Raw genomic sequence first — 20,783 nt, 5'->3', positions numbered from 1 at the left:
GACCCGGGGTGCTGTGGGTCAGCTGCCGCCGCCAGCACCGCCGGTGCCGCCGCCACCACCCAGCGAGATGCCGTTGAAGAGCCCGGTGATCTTGTTGCCGAAGATCACCATCGCGCCGGCGATGACGGCGGCGACGGCGGCGACGATCAGGGCGTACTCGACAGCGGTCGCGCCCTTCTCGTCGTTCTTGACGGCCTGCAGGCGGTCCTGGGCCATGTAGCCGAGCAGCTGCAGAGCGATGAGCGGGTTGATCACGGTGATCTCCTAGGAGGTCCGCCGTCGACTGATCGGGCCGTGGTGACCGGGGTCGCGGCTCCACCAAGATCGGGCGCTGCCACACGGGGCGATAGAGGTGCGGGGGTCGCCGTCACCCCGAGGGGGGACCTCCGTCCGGGGGGCTGCACCCGGTCGCGGGCGGCCTCGGCCCACCGGATCGGGTGTCCACCGATCGCTCGACCCGGTGACGGAGAGTCACGTCCGAGGGTTCAGACGAGCTGGTCCAGGCCGATCCACTCGCCGCTGAGCAGCGCGGCCGCGAGCGCGCCGAGCAGCAGGGCGGGACCGAAGGGCAGCTCGGTACGGCGCCCGGCCCGGCGGGTCGCCAGGAGGCCCAGCCCGACGAGTGCCTGGGCCACGAAGCCGAGCAGGAAACCGGTGATCACCAGCGGCCCGGACAGCCAGCCCAGCATCAACCCGAGCAGGGCGGCGAGCTTGACGTCGCCCATGCCGAGGCCGGACGGCGCCATCAGCGCCATCACCAGCAGGACGGCGAAGGAGGCGGCGGCGGCGAGGACCGCGCGGCGCAGGTCGGGCCACGCGTCGTCCACCGCGGCGGCTCCGACCAGCAGCACCAGCGCCACGCCGGTTCCGGGGAGCAGCAGGCGGTTGGGCAGCAGCGTGGTCCGCAGGTCGACGACCGCCAGGAGCAGGCCGAGCGCGGCGAACCACAGCCAGGCCGGCAGCTGCGCGGAGAAGCCGAAGCGCAGCACGACGGCGGCGAACAGTGCCGCTCCCGCCAGCGCCGTCCACGCCGCGGACGTGGCGGAGGGTTCGCTGCCGGACCTCCACGGGCCGCGGTGGGCCACCCGGTCCACGGCTCCGCCCACCAGGGCGCCGCAGACCGCGACGACGAGCAGGGCGATCACCGACTCCACACATCCTGTCTCGGCAACGCGCCGCCGGCACAGGAGCCGAGCGCGCCTCCGTCTTCCCCCTGCGGAGGAGACCGCGGCGGGTCAGGGGCGGATCGCGACGCCCAGGATCTGCGGCCGAGTGGGCGTGAGCCCCCGCTCGGGGAACGGGAAGCGTCGCATCCGCTCGACGCCGAAGCCGGCCGCCTCGATCGCGGAGGCCGTGTCGCGGGCGGCGTGGCAGCCGCCACCGAGCCGCGGCCAGACCGTCGCGTCGAGCACGCCCTGGATGCGGGCATGCCGGGGCCGCTCGGAGCGGACGTGCTCCCAGAAGTGCAGCCGGCCGCCGGGGCGCAGCACGCGGTGGACCTCGGCCAGGGCGGCGGCCTGGTCCGGCACGCTGCACAGCACGAGGCTCAGGACCGCGGTGTCCACGCTCCCGTCGGCGACGGGCAACTGCTCGGCGAGGCCGTCCACGACAGTGACCGGCACGGGCGCCCGGGCCGCCGCCTGCTCGGCGAGCTCGCGCAGGTATGCCTCCGGCTCGACCGCCACGACCTGGTCGACACCCCGCGGGTAGTGGGCGAAGTTCGCTCCGCTGCCGGCTCCGACCTCGAGCACCCGGCCGGTGGTGTCCTGGAGCAGCTCGTCGCGCAGGTCGGCGGCGCCCTGTGCCTCCATCGCCGTCGCCAGCCGGGCGTAGCACCGGGCGAACAGCGGGTGGTGCACGGTCGCCTGGCGCCCGCGAGGACTCATGACCCCACCTCCGGGGTCAACCTGCCACGGTCACCGCGCGCCGAGCCAGACCCCCGGCCGTCGAGTCCGGCGCGCGAAGGGCTGGCAGCGCGGAACCGGTAGGGCCATGGTGGTGCCGTCGTGCCGACCGTGGGAGGCGACAGTGAAGGAACTCAGGTGCCGCGACGCCGGATTCGACTGCGAGGCCGTCGTGCGCGGGGACACGATGGACGAGGTGATGGCCCAGGCCCGGCCGCACGCGGAGGAGGTCCACGGCCTGCGCGTCACCCCGGAGATGGCCGGGCAGCTGCGGGCGCTCGTCCGCGACACCTAGGCCGGAGATGCTCCCGTCGTCCGCGTGACGACGAGCTCCCCGACCTCCAGCCGGTCCACCCGGAGACGGCGGATCCGGGCGCTGCCGATCGCGAGCCGGCCCACGGCCAGCGCGCCGACCGCCGCTGCTCCGACGGCCAGCGCGCCGACCGCGAACGCGCCGGCCGACGCGGCGCCGAGAGCCAGCGCGCGGACGGCCACGGCCCGGACCTCCAGTGGACGGGCCAGGACGACCGGGCGGTCCTTCCTGCTGAGCTGTCCTGCTCGACCTCGTTGCCCCATGGCGCTCTCCTGGCGTTCGGGTCTGATGACGCTCAGGTCGACTGCTCGGCCGTCTCGGATGCCTCCGCCGCCGGACGCGGCCCGGGCACCTCGGAATCGGCACCGGGTCGGGAGCGCAGCATCGGCTGCCGGAGGTCGACGAACTCGATCGGCTCCGGGGTGAGGGCCATGAGCTCCGCCATGACCTGCTGCAGCTCCGGCGGCATGTCCTTGCGCTCGCCCTCGCGCGCCTCCGCCTCGGAGGTGAAGTAGGGGATCTGGGTCCACCGGTCCGGCCCCTGGTTGATCATCACGCCGCCGAGGATGTCGGGCCGGAAGCTGCGCATGTCCTCGGCGGACATCCGCGCCATGAGTTCCCGGGCCCGTTCCCGGTCGGTCACCCGGCCGTGCATCACCTGCACGAAGCCGGCACGGTCCGGGTCGCCGGCCAGGTCGACCTCGACGTCCTCGCTGTCGGCGAAGGTCACCTCGCCGTCGAAGAGACGTTGGGTCCGCTCCCACCACCGGGACTGCTCCGGGCGCTCGGAGTTGCGGGCCGCGGCGTCCGCCGATTCGAACCGCGCCAGGACGACCACCCGGCCGTCGTCGGCCACCCCGATCGTGCTGCCCAGCCACCCGATCGAGCCGGGCTGCAGCTCCTCCATCCACGTGTCCAGCGCCGCGCGCACCGCTTCGGCGTCCGACGTCCTGCCCTGGATGAGCTGAGCGAACATGGCGAGCCTCCCGCCGTCGTCGGCCCCCGTGGGAGGACCGACGCTAGGCCGGTGCGGCGCGAGGGGGAACCCGTCGAGGCGCGGGACGACGGACGAGTCGGCCTGTACGCCGGGTTCTGTCCACGGGTGCCTCACGGCCTCCCGATGGGCGGTCATCCATCTAGGCCTGCCGTTGCCGGCAGGCTCGAGCGGTCTACCCGCAGGCTCGGGCGGGCCGCCCTCGAACGCCTGCGCAGGACGACCGATCCAGCGAACTGGAGCCGCCGTTCCCTCTTGACCTTGCTCCGGGTGGGGTTTACCGAGCCACACCGGTCACCCGGTGTGCGGTGGTCTCTTACACCACCGTTTCACCCTTACCAGCGGCGAACCGCTGGCGGTCTGTTCTCTGTGGCACTGTCCCGCGGGTCACCCCGGGTCGCTGTTGACGACCACCCTGCCCTGTGGAGCCCGGACGTTCCTCGGCGACGGGGTCTCCCCCGCCGACGCGACCGCCCAGCCGACTCGTCCGTCGTGCCGGCCAGTCTAGAACCTCGCCAGTCGATCATCGTCTCCGTGCGCGCGACACACGCCGGCACGCCGCGACGGCGCGCACGCCGACGATGATCAACTCGGCTGCAGCGCGCGGGTCAGCCCCAGTAGAGGCGGAAGCCGACGCGCCGCCCGCCGTCCTCCTTGAGGGTCGACATGTCGACGACCTGACGTGCCTGCATGTCGACAGGGTCGTCCGACAGCAGCTCCAGGTACCGGCGGTGCTCCGACAGCGACTGCACCGCCAGCTCGACGGTCCCGCTCACGTCGACCTCGTGCGGCGGGTCGAGCAGCTCGCCGACGGCGATGTACTGGACACCGCGCCACGGCTCCTCGGCGAGATCCGGGAAGATCCACTCGTTGCCGGCGTCGGCCACCGCGTCGAGCACGCTCTGCCCGAGCGCCTGGTGGTCGGCGGAGTTGAGGTACGCCGGTGAGACCCCGGGCGGCGTCCAGGTCGGGCCGAAGTAGCCGGTGACGACGAGCTCCGGCCGGTGCCGCCGGATGGCCCCGGCGAGGTCGCGCCGCAGCTCGGGCCCGGCCACGAGGACGCCGTCCCGGTGGTCGAGGAATTCCACCTCGGTGACGCCGACGACCGCGGCGGAACGCCGCTCCTCGTCCTCGCGCAGGGGCCCGGCCTCCTCGGGCGGCACCCCGGCCATCCCCGCCTCGCCGCGGGTCGCGAGCAGGTAGTGCACCTCCTTGCCGGCCGCCGTCCAGACCGCGACCGCCGCGGCGAGGCCGTACTCGATGTCGTCGGGATGGGCGGCGACGACGAGGGCGCGCTGCCAGTCGTCGGGCATCGGCTTGGATGGCATGCCGCGAGTCTGGCGCAGGATGGGGTCATGGTCGACGACACCGATCGCGCCCACCTGCGCCGCTGCGTGGCACTCGCCCGCGCCGCCCTCGACGCCGGCGACGAGCCGTTCGGCTCCGTGCTCGTCGACGCCTCCGGCCGGGTCCGCTTCGAGGACCACAACCACGTGGCCGGTGGCGACGCGACCCGGCACCCCGAGTTCGCGATCGCCCGGTGGGCGGCCGAGCACCTCACCCCGGACGAGCGCGCCGCCGCCACCGTCTACACCTCCGGCGAGCACTGCCCGATGTGCGCGGCCGCGCACGGCTGGGTGGGGCTGGGCCGCATCGTCTACGCGAGCTCCGCTGCCCAGACCAGCCGCTGGTACGCCGAGCTGGGCGCTCCGCCCGCGCCGGTCCGGCCGCTGCCGATCCAGGAGGTGGTCCCCGGCGTCGTCGTCGAGGGACCCGTGCCCGGCCTCGACGACGAGGTGCGCGAGCTGCACCGGAGGTTCCTCGCGAGGTGACCGGAGGAGGGCCGTAGGGTCGGCGGTCGTGTCCGCCCTCGACCTGCTGATCGCGGCCGGGGTGGCGTTCCTGGCGGGCGGCATCAACTCGATCGCCGGCGGCGGCTCGCTCATCCTCTTCCCCACCCTCGTCGCGCTCGGCCTCGGCACCGTCGAGGCGAACGTGACCAACTCGGTGTCCCAGTGGCCGGGCTACCTCGGTGGCGTCGCCGGCTTCCGGCCGGAGTACCGCGGCCAGCGGAACCGCATCCTGCGGCTGGGGCTGGTCGCCGTTCTCGGTGGGACGACGGGCAGCGTGCTGCTGCTGACCACGCCCAGCGAGGCCTTCGACGTCGTCGTCCCGGTGCTGGTACTGCTGGCCAGCCTGCTGCTCGCGGTCCAGCCGCTGCTCACCACGCGGCTGCGCCGGGGGGAGGACGACGGCGAGACGGCCGACCCCGCGTGGCTGTACGTGGCGCTGTTCCTGGCTACCGTCTACGGCGGCTACTTCGGCGGGGCGCTCGGCGTGATCCTGGTCGGCGTGCTGGGCCTGGCGCTGCACCGGCTCAAGCTCGCCAACGCGCTCAAGTCGGCGCTCTCGGCGATCACCGCCACCGTCACCGTGGTCGTGTTCGGCCTGTTCGGCGCCGTGCACTGGGGAGTGGTGGCGGTGGCGGCACCGGCCAGCCTGCTGGGCGGTTTCCTCGGCGCACGCGTCGCGATGCGGGTGCCGACGACGCCGCTGCGCATCTTCATCGTCTGCTTCGGCGTCGCCGTCTCGGTCTACCTGTTCCTGCGGATCTGACCGCGGCGGATCAGCGCAGGTGCGCGGTGTCGTTCACCAGCCGCACCGACGTCCGCCCGTCCGAGGACCACGCGACCGTGGACAGCGACGCCGCCTCCAGGAACACCCGGTGGACGACCTCGTCCCCCACGCCCAGCCCGGCGACGAGCATGAGCTTGATCGGGGTCACGTGGCTGATCACCAGCACGCTGCGGCCGGCGTACCGCTCGAGGATCCGCCGTCGCGCACGCGCGACCCGGCCGCTCACGTCGGCGATCGACTCGCCCCCGGGCGCGGCCACGGTGAGGTCGAGCATGAACCGCCGCTGGGCCAGCGGGTGCCGGGCCCTGGCCTCCTCGCTGGTGAGCCCCTCGAGGTCGCCGAAGTCCAGTTCGACCAGGTCGTCGTCGTACTCGACCGCCAGCCCGAGGACCTCCGCGACGATCTCGGCAGTCTCCCGGGTGCGGCGCAGCGGGGAGGCGACGACGACGTCGATGCCCAGCGCGGCCAGGCGGTGGGCGGCCGCCTCGGCCTCGGCGCGCCCCGTCCGGGACAGCGGAAGGTCGTTACGGCCGCTGTAACGACGCTCCGGGGTGTGCTCGGTCTGCCCGTGCCGGAGCAGGTGCGTCACGGTGGTGACGACGGGCGCCGGCTCCTCGGGCTGCACGTCGGTCGAGCGCACCGACGGTTCGGCGGCGGTGTCGCGGTGCACCGGCGTGCCGTCCATGGCGCTGTTCGCCAGCGCGTCGGCCGCGCGGTTCTGCGCGCGCGGCACCCACGTGTAGCGGACGTCGGCGAGCTGCCGGGCGATCGCGCGGGCCTGCAGGGCGAGCTGCTGCATGTCCGGGTGCTTGATCTTCCAGCGACCCGACATCTGCTCGACGACGAGCTTGGAGTCCATGCGGACCTCCACCTCGGCGGAGGGGTCGAGGTCGAGCGCGGCCTGCAGCCCGGCCACCAGCCCGCCGTACTCGGCGACGTTGTTCGTCGCCCGGCCGACCGACGCGGCCCGCTCGGCCAGCACCCGGCCGGTCTCCGCGTCGCGCACCAGCGCGCCGTAGCCGGCCGGGCCGGGGTTGCCCCGCGACCCGCCGTCGGCCTCGACGATGAACCGGCGCGGGCTCACAGCCCCGACTCGGCGGTCCGCACCAGGATCCGGCCGCAGTTCTCGCAGCGGACCACCTCGTGCGGGTCGGCGTTGCGGACCGCGGCCAGCTCGTTGCCGTACAGCTCGATCCGGCAGCCCTGGCACTGGCGGGCCTTGAGCATCGCCGCGCCGGTGGTGCCGGTCTGGGCACGGATGCGGTCGTAGAGGCTCAGCAGCGGCGCGGACAGCCCGCCGGCCACCTCGGCGCGCGCCGACTCGTGCCGCGTGGTGCCGTCGGCGATGTCGGCCAGGGCGTCGTCCCGCTGCTGCTGGGCGCGCTCGAGCTCCTCCCGCGCGCGGACCTGTCCCTGCTGCGCCGCGGCGAGGGCGGACTCGGCCGCCTCCAACCGCTCCATGAGCTCGAGCTGCTGGTCCTCCAGGTCGCCCTGCCGGCGGGTCAGCGACTCCATCTCGTGCTGGAGGCTGGTCATCTCCTTGGGCGTGGCCGCACCGGAGTCCAGGCGCTCCTGGTCGCGGGCGGCGCGCTGGCGCACGGTGTCGACGTCGGACTCCAGCCGCTTGACCTCGCGGGTCAGGTCGCGGACCTCGGTCTCGGCGCGGACGACGTCGGCCGCGGTCGCGCGCTCGGCCTCCTCGGCGGCCTCCACCGCCGCGACCTCCGGCAGCGTCCGCCTGCGGTGCGCCAGCTGGGTCAGCGCGACGTCCTCCGCCGCGAGATCCAGCAGCTTCTGCTGCTCGAAGTGGTCGACCTTCACGCAGACAACCTACTCATCCGGTTCGCCGCGCCCTTGAGCTACCGAGAGGCTCCAGGGGTCCGTGCGCCGCTCGGACACGGTCACCTCCACCGCACCGCCCAGGTCCTCCCGCAGCGCGGCGGCCGCGACCGGCAGCCACGGCCACTCGCTGGCGAAGTGCGCGACGTCGCACAGCGCCGGGCCGTCCACCTCCAGCGCGTCCGAGGCGGGGTGGTGCTTGAGGTCGCTGGTGAGCAGGACGTCGGCGCCGGCCGCCGCGGCGGCGGGCAGGAGCGAGCCGCCACTCCCCCCGCACACGGCCACCCGCCGCACGCGCCGCCCCGGGTCGCCGGCGATCCGGGCTCCGCTCGCGGTCGCGGGCAGCACCCGGGCCACGAGCTCGGCGAACTCCGCCAGGCTCAGCTCCTCCGGCAGCTCCCCGACCCGGCCGAGGCCCGCGCCGGGCCGTCCGGGCGACGGGTCCAGCGGCACCGCCGCGGTGAGGCCGAGGACGTCGGCCAGCGCGGCGTTCACGCCGGTGTCCGGTGCCCGGTCGGCGTTGGTGTGCGCCACGAACAGGCCCGCTCCGGCGCGCACCAGCCGGTGCACGAGCCGGCCCTTCGGGTCGTCCGCGGGCACGCCGTGGACGGGGGTGAGGAACAGCGGGTGGTGCGTCACGAGCAGGTCCGCACCGGTCGCGACCACCTCGTCCACCACCGCGGCGGTCGGGTCGACGGCGAACAGCACCCTGCCCACGGGCTCGTCGGGGTCGCCGCACACCAGGCCGACGGCGTCCCACGGCTCGGCGAGCGCCGGGTCGTAGCGCGCCTGCAGCGCGTCGATCACCTGAGCCAGCCGCACCGTCACGGACCGGACTGTAGGTGAGCGGCCGGGTGCTCGGGTTGCCGGCGACGGGCCGGCGGCCTGGGATGGGCGGGATGCGATCCGACCCGGTGCTCACGCTCCCGCCGCTGACCGGCCCGCCGCCGCCGGGCTCCCGCACGGTGCGCACCGACGACGGCGTCGACCTGCACGTCGAGGTGGACGAGGCGGTGGGCACGCCGCTCACCGTCGTCCTCTCCCACGGCTTCACCGCCCGCCTGGCCGAGTGGGAGCTGCAGCGGCTGGCGCTGCGCGGGCGCGCGCGGCTGGTGCTCTGGGACCAGCGCGGCCACGGCCGGTCGGCCGCCACCCCGCTGCCCGACGCCACCATCGACCGCACCGGCCGGGACCTCGGCCAGGTGCTCGACGCCGTGGTCCCGTCCGGGCCCGTGGTGCTGGCCGGGCACTCGATGGGCGGGATGAGCGTGATGGCCCTGGCGCGGCAGCGGCCCGAGCTGTTCGGCGACCGCGTCGTCGGCGTCTTCCTCATGGCCACCTCGGCGGGTGGGCTGGTGGAGACCGGCCTCCTCGGCCGGATCGTGAAGATCATCAGGTGGCTGCGGCTGCTCCCGCTGTACCTGCGGGTGCTGCAGCTCCTGGCGCCGCTGCTGGAGCGCTTCCGCCGCCGCGGCAGCAGGTTCGGGCGGTGGTTCACCCGCCGGCTGCTGTTCGGAGATCGAGCGGACGCCGATCCCGCCGCCGTCCGGCTGGTGCAGCAGCTCCTCGAGGAGACGCCCTTCCCGGTCTCCGCCGCGTTCTACGCGACCTTCCTCGACCACGAGGAGTACGGGTCGCTGCCGGTGATCGGGCGGGTGCCGACCACCGTCGTCGCCGCCACCCACGACCGGCTGACCCCCGTCGAGCACGGCCGGCGGCTGGCCGCGGAGATCGGTGACCGCGCGGAGCTGGTCCTCGTCCCGGGTGCCGGGCACAGCGTGAACCTCACCCGCACCCGGGTCGTGGACACGGCGTTCCTGGCGCTGCTCGACCGAGTGGAGACCGGCCGGGAACTCGCTGGTTGACCGCCGGGCGGAGCGGGCAGGAGCAGCTGTGGCCTGCCTCACGCACCCGGCTTGCGGGGGGTGAGCGGCACCCCTAGTTTCGGCGCCCACCAACGGCATTCCGTCCGAGCAGCCGGGCGGGAGCGGCGAGGAGCAGATCGTGGACCGGATGAGCGCGCTCGACAGCGGCTTCTACTTCGCGGAGAGCGAGAACACCCCCATGCACGTGGGCTCGGTGGCCGTCTTCGACGGGCCCGCCCCCAGCTACGGCGACGTCGTCCGGCTCCTGCTCAGCAAGCTCCCGCTGGTCCCCCGCTACCGCCAGCGGGTGCGCGAGGTGCCACTGCAGCTCGGCCGCCCCATGTGGGTCGACGACCCGCACTTCCAGATCCTCTACCACGTGCGGCACACCGCGGTGCCCCGTCCGGGCAGCGACGAGCAGCTGCGCAACCTCGCCGGCCGTATCCTCGGCCACCGCCTGGACATGTCCAAGCCGCTGTGGGAGATCTTCCTGGTCGAGGGTCTGGAGGACGACCGCTGGGCGATCATCTCCAAGGTCCACCACTGCATGGTCGACGGCGTCGCCGGCACCGACCTCATGCAGCTGATGTTCGACCTCTCCCCCGACGCGACGCACGACGAGCCGCGGGACTGGACGCCGCAGCGGTCCCCGTCCGGCGCCGGCATGGTGGCCGGCGCGATCGCCGACGCCGTGGCCAACCCGCTGCGGCAGCTCTCCTCGCTGCCGGCCCTCGGCGGTCCGCGCCGGGTGGCCAAGGAACTGGTGGGCTCCGGCAAGACCCTCGCCTCGACGGTCCCCTCGCTCGCCAAGCAGGCGCTGACGCCGACCGCGCGCTCGCTCAACGGGCCGATCGGCCCACACCGCCGCTGGGCTTGGACGTCGGGGAAGTTCGCCGAGCTCAAGGAGGTCCGCACGGCGCTCGGTGGCACGGTGAACGACGTCGTCCTCACCGCGATCACCGCCGGCTTCCGCGACCTGCTGAAGGGTCGCGGCGAGCTCACCTCGGACAAGCTGGTCGTGCGGACGATGGTCCCGGTGTCGGTCCGGGCGGAGAACCAGCGCGGCACGCTGAACAACGCCGTCTCCTGCGTGTTCGTCGACCTGCCCGTCGGCGATCCGGACCCGCTGTCCCGGCTGGAGTCCATCCGCGGCCAGATGGACGAGTACAAGAAGGCGATGCAGGCGGTCGACGTGCCGTCGATCATCTCGATGGGCGACTTCGTCGCGCCCACGCTGCTGTCCCTGGGCGTGCGCGCCGCGCTCACCGCCGGGCAGGTCTGGTGCCAGGCGGTCACCACCAACGTGCCCGGTCCGCCGATCCCGCTCTACGTGCTCGGCCGCCGCATGTCCTCGGCCTACGCCTACGTGCCGATCGCCGGCGGTACCCGCTGCTCGATCGGGATCTTCAGCTACCTCGACACGATGACCTTCGGCATCAACGCCGACTTCGACGCCTTCTCCGACGTGGACGTGCTGTCCCGCGGGATCCGCGGCGGGATCGAGGAGCTGCTCGAGTTCGCCCGCGCCGAGAAGGCCACGCCCGACGTGTCGCAGCCGGAGCCCGAGGTGTCGCAGCCGGAGCCCGAGGCGAAGGCGAAGCCGCGCAAGCGGTCGGCGTCGGCCGCGGGCAGGTGAGCCCGGCTCAGCAGCGGCGACGGCGCCCGTGGGACCGCGACCTCACCGTCGCGGTCACCGGTCCGACCGGCACGTTCGGCGCCGGGCTGGTGCCGCTGCTGCAGGACGACGACCGGATCACCCGGATCATCGGGATGGCCCGCCGGCCGTTCGACCCGGCCGCGCGCGGCTGGACGAAGATGGAGTACCGCCAGGGCGACGTCCGCGACCCCGACGCCCTGCGGGAGGCCTTCCGCGGCGCCGACGTCGTCGTCCACCTGGCCTTCCTCATCACCGGCAACGCCTCGCGCGAGACGACACGCGCGATCAACGTCGACGGCACGCTCGACGTGTTCCGCGCCGCGGCCGCCTCCGGTGCCCGCCGGTTCGTCTACGCGTCGTCGGTGGCCGCGTACGGCTTCCACTCCGACAACCCCGAACCGATCCCCGAGGACTGGCCCACCCGGCCGGCCCACCGGTTGTTCTACGCCCAGGAGAAGGCCGAGCTCGAGCACCTCCTGGAGCAGGAGTCCGCGGCCGCTCCCGACCTGGCGCTGTACCTGCTCCGCCCACCTGTCGTGCTGGGGCCGAACGCGATCGGCGCCAAGGACGTGCTGCCCGGACCGCTGGCGCCGCTGGGCCGGCGACTGCTCGGCCGGCCACGCCGGCTCCCGGTGCCCATCCCCTTGCCCGTCCCCGAGCACCCGCTGCAGTTCGTCCACGAGGAGGACGTCGGCCGGGCGCTCCTGCTGTGCGTGGTCGGAGCGGGCCCACCCGGCGCCTACAACATCGCCGGCGACGGCGTCCTGACCGCCGCCGACGTCGCCCGCGAGTTCGGCGCATGGCCCATCCCGCTGCCACCGGCACCCGGGCAGCTCGCCGCCCGGGCCATCTCCCGGCTGCCGTTCCTGCCACCGGTGGCGCAGTGGATCGAAGCGGCCAGCCATCCCGCCGTCATGGACACCACCCGCGCCCGGGAGGAGCTCGGCTGGCGGCCGCGGTACTCGGGCCTGGAGGCGCTGCGGGACACCCTCCGCGACAGGTCCGGATGAGCCGTCAGCCGTCGGCCCGGACGCTGCCGATCCCGGCGAGCCACGGCAGCACCTCGTCGGCGAGCCGCTCCGGGCACTGCAGCTGCGGCACGTGCCCGACCCCGTCCAGCTCGACGTAGGTCCAGTTCGGGTGGCGGCGCGCGACGTCGCGGGCCGACTCCACGGAGACGAGCCGGTCGAGATCGCCGTGCACCAGCAGGACGGGCTGGGCCAGCCCTTCCATCGCCCGGCGGTAGGCGCGCGGGTCGGCCAGCTGCACGAGCAGCGAGCGCGCCGCCGCGAGGTACGCCCGGTCCATCGCGGCGTGGTCCTCCCGGGCCTCGAGCAGCGCCACGGAGCGGTCGATGACGGCCGACGGCAGCGTGTCGGGGTCCACGCCGACCAACCGCAGCATCTCCCGGACCCGCTGCAGCGGCGTCTGCCGGACGCGGCGCAGCCACAGGAAGCGCGGGCCCACCACGGGCAGGGCGTAGAGCGCGAACATGGCGGCCACCAGCGGGTCCAGCGAGCGGTGCGGCCCGGGGACGGCGGGATCGAGCAGGACCAGGCCGCTGACCGCCTCCGGGTTCCGCTCGGCCTGCAGGATCGAGATCATCCCGCCCATCGAGTTGCCGACCAGGACCGCGGGCTCGCCGGAGACCTCGGCCAGGAAGCGGTCCAGCACCGCGACGTTGGCCTGCACGGTGGCGCGCCGCCCACCCGGCTCGCTGCGGCCGAATCCCGGCAGGTCGATGGCGAGCACCCGGGCGTGCGGCAGCAGCAGCGGAGCGAACGTGTCCCAGTTGAGGTGGGAGCCGCCCAGCCCGTGGACCAGCACGACCCGCGGGCCGTCCGCCGGGCCATCGAAGTCGACGTAGTGCACCGGCCCGTCGAGGTCCACCGTGCGGCTCTCCCCCGGCACGTGCTCCTCGGTCATGGCGCTCCTCTTGGCTGGACGACGGCGCTCACGCTCCCACGGCGCCGCATCGCCGTACCCCCAGGAACGGCCTCCGGCATGTACGGACGCGAACGTCCGATATGACGTGGGACACATTTCGGCAACATGTGCCTGCGTGTGGTGGGCCGACGCGTGTGAGCCACAACGCATGTTGGTACTGCCCATCACACACAACGGGGTTGATGGAGGTCGACGTGGCGTTTCGGCAGGACGACGGCCCCGGGCTACCGCTCTACCTGAGCGAGCCCGGGCGAGCGGTCGCGGATTTCGGCCTCTACCTGGCCACCCGGCCGCTGGCGCCACGCCTGCCCAAGGGTGACGGGCATCCGGTGCTCGTGGTGCCCGGCCTGCTCGCCGACGACGTCTCCACCCTGGCGCTGCGCAGGACGCTGCGCCGGCTGGACTACCGCGTCCACGGCTGGGGCCTGGGCCGCAACATCGGGCCGACGGCGCTGTGCGTCAACGGCCTGCGCGACAAGCTGGACTACCTGCACGGCCGCTACCGCCGACCGGTGACGATCATCGGCTGGAGCCTGGGCGGCATCTTCGCCCGCGATCTCGCCCGCCGCTCCCCCGACTCCGTGCGCCAAGTCGTCACGCTGGGCAGCCCGTTCCGGCTCACCAGGTACAGCCAGACCCGTGCGGCCAAGGTGTTCGACAGATACTCCCACCTGCACGTCGAGCAGCGCACGCTGCCGCTGGAACCCGAGGGCGTGCCGCTGCCGGTCCCCGCCACCTCGATCTACTCCCACCTCGACGGGATCGTGCACTGGCAGACGTGCCTGGACGTCCCCGGCGAGCGCTGCGAGAACATCGCCGTGACCGCCAGCCACCTGGGGCTGGGGCACCACCCGGCCGCGCTCTGGGCGATCGCCGACCGCCTCGCGCAGCCCGAGGGCGAGTGGTCGCCGTTCCGGGCGCCGACGTTCCTGCGCCCGGCGTTCCCGAAGCCGGCGGAGCCCGCCCCCGGCTCCCCCGTCGCCGCGGTCGACTCCGCCGCCTGAGCAGCCTCAGCCCGTGCCGGGAGGAACGCCGGCGTAGACCGCCGGGCGGCTGTCGGCCCCCTCGTCCCGACGCTCTCCGTCGTCGGCGAGGAGGGCCCGCAACCCCAGCACCGCGAGCGGGATGACCGCGGGAAAGGCGAGGAACCAGATCCGGGCGAGGTTGCTGGCGATGAGGAACGGGATCACCAGCGCCACGGGGACGAGCCAGAACAGGCTGCCGGGCAGCGCGCGGACGCGGCGGTTGTGGATGACCCCCACGACGAACAGCAGCCCCGCCGCGCCGAACGTGAGCGCCAGCTCCCGGAGCGTGTAGGGCAGGCCCGACCAGCCGAGCACGTCGGTCACCTGGCGGGTGAACCGGTCCACGTTGTACGAGTACCCGACCTCCGTCGGCGCGAGGACGAAGCGGAAGAGCGCGTAGCCCACCACGCCCGGGACGAAGCAGGCGAGCTGGCGGAGCCGGACCGACCACGGCGCCGGCACGACGAGGACCAGCAGGGCGGCGAAGACCGTCGTCTCCCGCACGAACATGCCGAGGGTCGCCACCACGAGCAACAGCCGGTACCGCCGGGCCACGACGGCGTAGGCCGCTCCGGCCAGCGCCGCGTGGCTCCAGGCGTCGACCAGGACGGCGCCACCGAAGCGGAGCACCGGCCAGGAGGCCAGGAACAGCAGCCCGCCGGTGAACCCCTCCCGGGCGGTGAAGCCCCAGCGCAGGAGGAGGTGGTGGACGGCCCAGGCCGCGAGCGCGAGCCCCACCAGGTTCAGGACGGCGAACGCCACGTACAGCTCGTACAGGTCCTGCCGGTCGGCCAGGCGCATCCACAGGTGGGCGAGGAAGGGGACGACGACCCGGTAGCGGAACGGCTTGGGGACGTCGTCGAGCTCGCCGGTGAGCGCCATCCGCGCGTACGCCGCGGAGTCGCCCGTGTCCCCGCCGGTCGCCGGATCGTCGACGGCGAACTCGCGGTAGCCCACGTAGACGATCGGCGCCGCCGCGAGGACGAAGGTGAGGAACAGCAGCACCTGGCGTCGTCCCCGGCCGAGCGCCACCGAGGCCCGGCGGCCCGTGGCGCCGCCTTCCAGCACGGTCATCCGCTCGCCATACCCCGGCGGACCGCCAGGAGAAGCACGAGAGCCGTGGACGGGGTGGGCGCGGCAGGGTTCGAACCTGCGACCACTCGCTTGTAAGGCGAGGGCTCTACCGCTGAGCTACGCGCCCGCGGCGCCCACAGTAATGAGCGCCGCGATCGGTCTCGGGGGTCAGGCCGCGAGCTGGGCGACGGCGTCCTTCCAGCCGGACTGCTCGCGGGCGTCGCCGGGCTGGTTGACCTCGGCGAAGGCGACCTTCCCGTCGGCGTCGACGAGGAACGTGCCGCGGACGGCCATCCCGGCCTTGTCGTTGAACACGCCGTAGGCCTGCGCGGTCGCGCCGTGCGGCCAGAAGTCCGACAACAGCGGGAAGTCGAAGCCCTCCTGCGCCTTGAACGCCTTGAGGCTGAACACCGGGTCGGTGCTGATCGCCAGGACCTTCACGCCGGCGTCGGTGTAGTTGCTCAGCTCGTCGCGGAGCTGGCACAGCTCACCGGTGCAGATGCCGGAGAAGGCGAACGGGTAGAAGACCAGCAGCACCGGCGTGCCCCGCAGCTCGGCGAGGGAGACGACCTGCTTGTCCTGGTCGGGAAGGCTGAACTCGGGCGCGACGTCGCCGACGGAGAGACTCATGGCTCCGATCGTGCCGCACCCGTCATCGGCGGTTGCGGGCGGTCTTCGGGCTGACCAGCCGGATGCCCGACCAGTCCTTGGCCGCCGACACGCTGCTGGTCTGCTGCAGACCCGCCGTCGGAGCCACCTCGGTGACGTCACCGGGCTCCACGTGGCCCGGTCGGCCGGACTTCGGCACGAGCAGCCAGACGACGCCCTCGTCGGCCAGCGAGGTGATCGCGTCGGTCAGGGCGTCGAACAGGTCGCCGTCGTCCTCCCGCCACCACAGGATGACGACGTCGGCCACCTCGTCGGTGTCCTCGTCGACCATCTCGCCCCCGGAGAGCTCGATGATCGCATCGCGCAGGTCCTCGTCGGCGTCCTCGTCCCAGCCGAGCTCCTGCACGACCATGCCCGGCTTGATGCCCAGCCGGGCCGCCATGCCGGCGCTGTCGACGCTCATCCGTGCTGCTCCTCCATGGGTGGACCTGCTGCTCCTCGATCGTGGGGTGGCTCGTGGCCGTGATGCTGCCCTGCCGGGCGGCCGCTCGCGCGCGGACGCCTCACGGACGTGGGTCCGGCGGTGGACGGTCGCTGCCCGGACGGGCGCACGGGGGCCGAGGACGGCTGCGGAACGCGGACACGACCGGCGGGAGACCTCCCCGCTGCCTGGTCATGTCACCCCTCTCGTCCTCACCGTGGCCGTGCCACCTGGCACGACCCCGTGGCTCCGCGCCACGTGGGCGGAAGCGTAGGGCATGGCCGCCACGACGCAAGCCCGCCGGGACCGGACCGTCCGTCGCGTCCTCCGGCGACGCGCGACCTCGGACCCCCGCAGGACGTGACGCGGACGCCCGGGAGGGGAAGCATGGGGTCATGAGCGCCACGCAGCAGCAGGGCGGCGATCCCGCCCACGGACCTGCCTCCGAGACCAACGCACCCCGAGCGGTCATCACCGACGGTCTGCCGAGCCAGCTCCCCGACATCGACCCGGACGAGACCCAGGAGTGGATCGACTCCCTGGACGCCGTCGTCCAGCACGCCGGCCGCGACCGGGCGCGCTACCTGATGCTCCGGATGCTCGAGCGCAGCCGGGAGCAGCAGGTCGGCGTCCCCTCGCTGCGGAGCACCGACTACATCAACACCATCCCGCCGTCGCGGGAGCCGTGGTTCCCCGGCGACGAGCACGTCGAGCGCCGCATCCGTGCCTACATCCGCTGGAACGCCGCGATCATGGTGCACCGCGCGCAGCGGCCGGGGATCGGCGTCGGCGGGCACATCTCCAGCTACGCGTCGTCGGCCTCGCTGTACGAGGTCGGCTTCAACCACTTCTTCCGCGGCAAGGATCACCCCGGCGGCGGCGACCAGATCTTCTTCCAGGGGCACTCCTCCCCCGGCATCTACGCCCGCGCCTTCCTCGAGGGCCGGCTCACCGAGCACCAGATGGACGGGTTCCGCCAGGAGGTCAGCCACCCGGGCGGCGGGCTGTCGTCCTATCCGCACCCGCGGCTGATGTCGGACTTCTGGGAGTTCCCGACGGTCTCCATGGGGCTCGGTCCGCTGAACGCCATCTACCAGGCGCGGTTCAACCGCTACCTGCACCACCGCGGCATCAAGGACACCTCCGACCAGCACGTGTGGGCCTACCTCGGCGACGGCGAGATGGACGAGGTCGAGTCGCTCGGCGCGATCGGCGTCGCCGCCCGCGAGGAGCTGGACAACCTCACGTTCGTCATCAACTGCAACCTGCAGCGGCTCGACGGCCCGGTGCGCGGCAACGGCAAGATCATCCAGGAGATGGAGTCGTTCTTCCGCGGCGCCGGCTGGAACGTCATCAAGGTGATCTGGGGCCGGGAGTGGGACCCGCTGCTGGCCGGGGACCGCGACGGCGCGCTGGTCAATCTCATGAACGTCACGCCCGACGGCGACTACCAGACCTACAAGGCCGAGGACGGCGCCTTCGTCCGCGAGCACTTCTTCGGCCGGGACCCGCGCACCCGCAAGATGGTCGAGCAGCTCAGCGACAAGGAGGTCTGGGACCTCTCCCGCGGCGGGCACGACTACCGCAAGGTGTACGCGGCCTACAAGGCGGCCTTCGAGCACAAGGGCCAGCCGACCGTCATCCTCGCCAAGACGATCAAGGGCTGGACGCTGGGCAGCCACTTCGAGGGCCGCAACTCGACCCACCAGATGAAGAAGTTGACCGCGGACGACCTCAAGATGTTCCGCGACCGCCTCTACCTCGACATCCCCGACGAGGCGCTGGACACGACGCTGCCGCCCTACTACAAGCCGCCGGCGGACTCCGAGGAGATGGAGTACATGCTCGAGCGGCGCCGCCAGCTCGGCGGGTCGATCCCCCGCCGCCGGGCGGAGTTCAAGCAGCTCAAGGCGCCCGAGGACAAGGCCCTGGAGGTCTTGCGCCGCGGCTCGGGCAAGCAGGAGGTGGCGACGACGATGGCGTTCGTCCGCCTGCTCAAGGAGCTGCTCAAGGACAAGGAGCTCGGCCCGCGCTTCGTGCCGATCATCCCGGACGAGGCCCGCACCTTCGGGATGGACTCCCTGTTCCCGACGCAGAAGATCTACTCGCCGCACGGCCAGCGCTACACGTCGGTGGACCGCGAGCTGATGCTGGCCTACAAGGAGTCCGAGCAGGGCGTGATCCTGCACGAGGGGATCAACGAGGCCGGCTCGGTGGCGTCGTTCACCGCCGTCGGCTCCTCGTACGCCACGCACGGCGAGCCGATGATCCCGATCTACATCTTCTACTCGATGTTCGGGTTCCAGCGGACCGGTGACGGCCTGTGGGCCGCCGCCGACCAGATGACCCGCGGCTTCCTGCTCGGCGCCACGGCCGGGCGGACGACGCTCAACGGCGAGGGCCTGCAGCACGAGGACGGGCACTCGCTGCTGCTGGCGGCCACCAACCCGGCGGTCGTCGCCTACGACCCGGCGTTCTCGTACGAGGTCGCGCACATCACCCGTGACGCGCTGGTCCGCATGTACGGCGAGGACCCCGGTGGCCCGCTCGGCGGCAGCCGCTCTCCCGACGTCATGTACTACCTGACCGTCTACAACGAGCCGTTCAACCAGCCGGCCGAGCCGGAGGGCCTCGACGTCCAAGGGCTGCTGGCCGGGATGTACCGGTACGCCGACGGCCCGCAGCTCGAGGGCGGGCAGAAGGCGCAGGTCCTCGCCTCCGGGGTCGCGGTGCCGTGGGCGCTGCGCGCCCAGGAACTGCTGGCCCAGGACTGGAACGTCTCGGCCGACGTGTGGTCGGTGACCTCGTGGACGGAGCTGCGGCGGCAGGCCGACGAGGTCGCGCGGCACAACCTGCTGCACCCCGAGGATGACCCGCAGACGCCGTACGTCACGCAGCGACTGCAGGACGCCGAGGGCCCCGTGGTCGCGGTGTCGGACTGGATGCGCGCCGTCCCCGACCTGATCGCGCCGTACGCCCCGCACGGACTGCAGTCGCTGGGCACCGACGGGTTCGGCCTGTCCGACACCCGCCCGGCGCTGCGCCGGCACTTCTCCGTCGACGCCGAGTCGATCGTGGTGCGCACGTTGGCCTCGCTGGCCGACTGGGGGCGGCTCGACCGCTCCGTCGTCCGGGAGGCCGTGGAGAAGTACCAGGTCCGCGACGTGCAGGCCGCGCCCGCCGAGGAGCGCACCGACCCGAGCCCCGCTACTTGAGCGCGTTGAGGGCCATCTGCGCGTAGAGGGCGACGCCGGCCGGCAGGGGCTCCTCGTCGAAGACCACGAGGTTGGAGTGGTTGGGCGGGGCGTCGGCCGGGTCGGTCCCCGGCGGGCAAGCGCCCAGCCAGGCCAGGGCGCCGGGGACCTCCTGCAGCACGTAGGAGAAGTCCTCGGCGCCCATCAGCGGGGCGGGCATCAGCAGCGCACCCCGGTCGCCGAGCAGGGACGCCGCCGTCTCCAGCACGCGCGCGGCCGCGTCCGGGTCGTTGATCGTCACCGGGTAGCCCTGCTGGTGCTCGAACTCCACACCGAGTTCGTGGGCGGCGGCGACGTGGGTCGCGACGCGCTCCACCGCGGCGACGACGTCGGCACGGCGCTCGGCCGACAACGTCCGGATCGTGCCCTCGAGGAACGCCGTCTCGGGGATCACGTTGTTGGTCGAGCCCGCCTGCAGGTGGGCGACGGTGACGACGGCGGGATCGAAGACGTCGACGCGGCGGGTCACCATCGACTGGAGTGCGAGCACCACCTCGGCCGCCGCCGGGATCGGGTCGGAGGCGTCGTGCGGAGCCGACGCGTGGCCCCCCCGGCCGCGCAGCGTGATCTTCCACTGGTCGGCGGCGGCCATCACCGGTCCGGGCCGGACGTGCACGCTGCCGCTGGTGAACGTCGAGGAGACGTGCAGCGCGAACGCGCCGCTCACCGGAGCCTCCGGGACGACGGAGAGCAGCCCTTCCTCGAGCATGAAGCGGGCGCCGTGGAAGCCCTCCTCCCCCGGCTGGACCATGAACACGACCTGGCCGGCGAGCTCGTCGCGGCGCTGGGCCAGCAGCCGGGCCGCCCCCACCAGCATGGCCACGTGGGTGTCGTGGCCGCAGGCGTGCATCACGCCCGGCACCTCGGAGGCGAACGGCAGGCCGGTCTCCTCCTGCACCGGCAGCGCATCCATGTCGCCGCGCAGCAGGTACGTGGGCCCGGGCCGGGCACCGCGCAGCACCCCGACCACGGAGCTGGTGCGCTTGCCGGTGGTCACCTCCAGCGGCAGCTCGGCGAACGCCTCGAGCACGGCGGCCTGGGTGCGCGGCAGGTGCAGCCCGATCTCCGGGTGCCGGTGCAGGCGGCGCCGCAGGTCGATGGTGCGATCGGCGTCCTCATAGGCGGCGGAGAGCAGCTCTGCGGGGCTGGTCGGCATGGTCTCCACTCTCACACGGTCGGGGTCG

The 20,783-nt window shown here is 73.4% G+C and carries 22 protein-coding genes, 1 tRNA gene and 1 other RNA gene; 8 read left to right on the top strand and 16 right to left on the bottom strand.

Annotated elements, in window-relative coordinates; genetic code table 11:
- Positions 1–18: 18 nt before the first annotated feature.
- From A6V29_RS14170 to A6V29_RS14160, 3 genes are all read right to left on the bottom strand, one after another.
- Positions 19–255, bottom strand: a complete 237-nt coding sequence (locus tag A6V29_RS14170) for a Flp family type IVb pilin (RefSeq protein ID WP_249933230.1) — start codon at positions 253–255, stop codon at positions 19–21.
- Positions 256–485: 230 nt separating this feature from the next.
- Positions 486–1,154 carry a prepilin peptidase gene (locus tag A6V29_RS14165; protein ID WP_137160888.1) on the bottom strand — a complete coding sequence of 223 codons (669 nt, stop codon included), beginning with the start codon at positions 1,152–1,154 and terminating at the stop codon, positions 486–488.
- Positions 1,155–1,235: 81 nt separating this feature from the next.
- Positions 1,236–1,886 (bottom strand): class I SAM-dependent methyltransferase, encoded by a 651-nt coding sequence (locus A6V29_RS14160; RefSeq protein WP_137160887.1) that lies wholly within the window; start codon positions 1,884–1,886, stop codon positions 1,236–1,238.
- 142 nt (positions 1,887–2,028) lie between these two features.
- Here A6V29_RS14160 and A6V29_RS14155 point away from each other — a divergent pair, with 142 nt between their 5' ends.
- The gene (locus A6V29_RS14155; protein WP_137160886.1) at positions 2,029–2,199 is read left to right on the top strand and encodes a DUF1059 domain-containing protein; all 171 of its coding nucleotides are present in this window, start codon (positions 2,029–2,031) and stop codon (positions 2,197–2,199) included.
- On the opposite strand, the gene A6V29_RS14150 is transcribed toward A6V29_RS14155, so the two are convergent.
- The 4 genes from A6V29_RS14150 to A6V29_RS14135 all read right to left on the bottom strand — a co-directional run bounded on the left by A6V29_RS14150 (position 2,196) and on the right by A6V29_RS14135 (position 4,539).
- On the bottom strand, positions 2,196–2,480 hold the full coding sequence (locus A6V29_RS14150; RefSeq protein WP_212719408.1) for a hypothetical protein: 285 nt from the start codon (positions 2,478–2,480) through the stop codon (positions 2,196–2,198). The genes A6V29_RS14155 and A6V29_RS14150 overlap by 4 nt on opposite strands.
- Positions 2,481–2,512: 32 nt before the next feature.
- A complete protein-coding gene (locus A6V29_RS14145; protein WP_212719405.1) occupies positions 2,513–3,193 on the bottom strand; it encodes a hypothetical protein in 681 nt (226 codons plus the stop codon).
- Between the two features lie 89 nt (positions 3,194–3,282).
- Positions 3,283–3,697: RNase P RNA component class A (gene rnpB, locus A6V29_RS14140), an RNA gene on the bottom strand.
- Positions 3,698–3,819: 122 nt separating this feature from the next.
- Complete coding sequence (locus tag A6V29_RS14135; protein WP_137160885.1) at positions 3,820–4,539, bottom strand: PIG-L deacetylase family protein; 720 nt, start codon at positions 4,537–4,539, stop codon at positions 3,820–3,822.
- 27 nt (positions 4,540–4,566) lie between these two features.
- Between A6V29_RS14135 and A6V29_RS14130 the strand changes: the two genes are divergently transcribed.
- Together A6V29_RS14130 and A6V29_RS14125 are read left to right on the top strand one after the other, a co-directional pair.
- Positions 4,567–5,043: a nucleoside deaminase gene (locus tag A6V29_RS14130; protein WP_137160884.1), complete on the top strand. Its 477-nt coding sequence runs from the start codon at positions 4,567–4,569 to the stop codon at positions 5,041–5,043.
- Between the two features lie 28 nt (positions 5,044–5,071).
- Positions 5,072–5,827 carry a sulfite exporter TauE/SafE family protein gene (locus A6V29_RS14125; protein WP_137160883.1) on the top strand — a complete coding sequence of 252 codons (756 nt, stop codon included), beginning with the start codon at positions 5,072–5,074 and terminating at the stop codon, positions 5,825–5,827.
- Positions 5,828–5,837: 10 nt separating this feature from the next.
- Here A6V29_RS14125 and A6V29_RS14120 read toward each other — a convergent pair whose 3' ends face one another.
- From A6V29_RS14120 to A6V29_RS14110, 3 genes are read right to left on the bottom strand one after another with little or no spacing between them, the layout of a single operon-like run.
- Positions 5,838–6,932, bottom strand: a complete 1,095-nt coding sequence (locus A6V29_RS14120) for a bifunctional RNase H/acid phosphatase (protein ID WP_137160882.1) — start codon at positions 6,930–6,932, stop codon at positions 5,838–5,840.
- Positions 6,929–7,669, bottom strand: a complete 741-nt coding sequence (locus A6V29_RS14115) for a zinc ribbon domain-containing protein (protein WP_137160881.1) — start codon at positions 7,667–7,669, stop codon at positions 6,929–6,931. The genes A6V29_RS14120 and A6V29_RS14115 overlap by 4 nt, the downstream gene beginning before the upstream one ends.
- Before the next feature lie 9 nt (positions 7,670–7,678).
- On the bottom strand, positions 7,679–8,515 hold the full coding sequence (locus tag A6V29_RS14110) for a Nif3-like dinuclear metal center hexameric protein (RefSeq protein WP_137160880.1): 837 nt from the start codon (positions 8,513–8,515) through the stop codon (positions 7,679–7,681).
- A gap of 71 nt (positions 8,516–8,586) precedes the next feature.
- On the opposite strand from A6V29_RS14110, the gene A6V29_RS14105 reads away from it, so the two are divergent.
- From A6V29_RS14105 to A6V29_RS14095, 3 genes are all read left to right on the top strand, one after another.
- Positions 8,587–9,552, top strand: coding sequence for an alpha/beta fold hydrolase (locus tag A6V29_RS14105; RefSeq protein ID WP_137160879.1), 966 nt, complete (start codon positions 8,587–8,589; stop codon positions 9,550–9,552).
- A 148-nt stretch (positions 9,553–9,700) separates the two neighbouring features.
- Complete coding sequence (locus A6V29_RS14100) at positions 9,701–11,188, top strand: WS/DGAT/MGAT family O-acyltransferase (protein ID WP_249933241.1); 1,488 nt, start codon at positions 9,701–9,703, stop codon at positions 11,186–11,188.
- Entirely contained in the window at positions 11,185–12,219 is a 1,035-nt protein-coding gene (locus tag A6V29_RS14095; RefSeq protein WP_137160877.1) for an NAD-dependent epimerase/dehydratase family protein, read from the top strand. Before A6V29_RS14100 ends, A6V29_RS14095 begins: the two co-directional genes overlap by 4 nt.
- A 4-nt stretch (positions 12,220–12,223) precedes the next feature.
- Here A6V29_RS14095 and A6V29_RS14090 read toward each other — a convergent pair whose 3' ends face one another.
- Positions 12,224–13,135, bottom strand: coding sequence for an alpha/beta fold hydrolase (locus A6V29_RS14090; protein ID WP_137160876.1), 912 nt, complete (start codon positions 13,133–13,135; stop codon positions 12,224–12,226).
- A 215-nt stretch (positions 13,136–13,350) separates the two neighbouring features.
- Between A6V29_RS14090 and A6V29_RS14085 the strand changes: the two genes are divergently transcribed.
- Complete coding sequence (locus A6V29_RS14085; protein WP_212719402.1) at positions 13,351–14,160, top strand: esterase/lipase family protein; 810 nt, start codon at positions 13,351–13,353, stop codon at positions 14,158–14,160.
- A gap of 6 nt (positions 14,161–14,166) precedes the next feature.
- Here the strand turns inward: A6V29_RS14085 and A6V29_RS14080 are convergent, their stop codons facing one another.
- The 4 genes from A6V29_RS14080 to A6V29_RS14065 form a co-directional block, all read right to left on the bottom strand.
- Complete coding sequence (locus tag A6V29_RS14080; protein WP_137160874.1) at positions 14,167–15,255, bottom strand: hypothetical protein; 1,089 nt, start codon at positions 15,253–15,255, stop codon at positions 14,167–14,169.
- A gap of 55 nt (positions 15,256–15,310) precedes the next feature.
- Positions 15,311–15,382, bottom strand: a tRNA-Val gene (locus tag A6V29_RS14075).
- Between the two features lie 41 nt (positions 15,383–15,423).
- Complete coding sequence (locus A6V29_RS14070; protein WP_137160873.1) at positions 15,424–15,885, bottom strand: peroxiredoxin; 462 nt, start codon at positions 15,883–15,885, stop codon at positions 15,424–15,426.
- 22 nt (positions 15,886–15,907) lie between these two features.
- Positions 15,908–16,327 carry a DUF3052 domain-containing protein gene (locus A6V29_RS14065; RefSeq protein ID WP_137160872.1) on the bottom strand — a complete coding sequence of 140 codons (420 nt, stop codon included), beginning with the start codon at positions 16,325–16,327 and terminating at the stop codon, positions 15,908–15,910.
- A 413-nt stretch (positions 16,328–16,740) separates the two neighbouring features.
- Here A6V29_RS14065 and aceE point away from each other — a divergent pair, with 413 nt between their 5' ends.
- Positions 16,741–19,560: a pyruvate dehydrogenase (acetyl-transferring), homodimeric type gene (gene aceE / locus A6V29_RS14060; RefSeq protein WP_137160871.1), complete on the top strand. Its 2,820-nt coding sequence runs from the start codon at positions 16,741–16,743 to the stop codon at positions 19,558–19,560.
- Here the strand turns inward: aceE and A6V29_RS14055 are convergent.
- Positions 19,553–20,755, bottom strand: coding sequence for a M20 metallopeptidase family protein (locus A6V29_RS14055; protein ID WP_137160870.1), 1,203 nt, complete (start codon positions 20,753–20,755; stop codon positions 19,553–19,555). The two genes, aceE and A6V29_RS14055, sit on opposite strands and share 8 nt — an antisense overlap.
- Positions 20,756–20,783 lie beyond the last annotated feature (28 nt).

This window comes from Blastococcus sp. CCUG 61487 (genome assembly GCF_005222955.1).
Classification (GTDB): Bacteria; Actinomycetota; Actinomycetes; order Mycobacteriales; family Geodermatophilaceae; genus Blastococcus.
The sequence above is the reverse complement of the archived record's forward strand: the minus strand, read 5'-3'. Positions and strand labels throughout refer to the sequence as shown.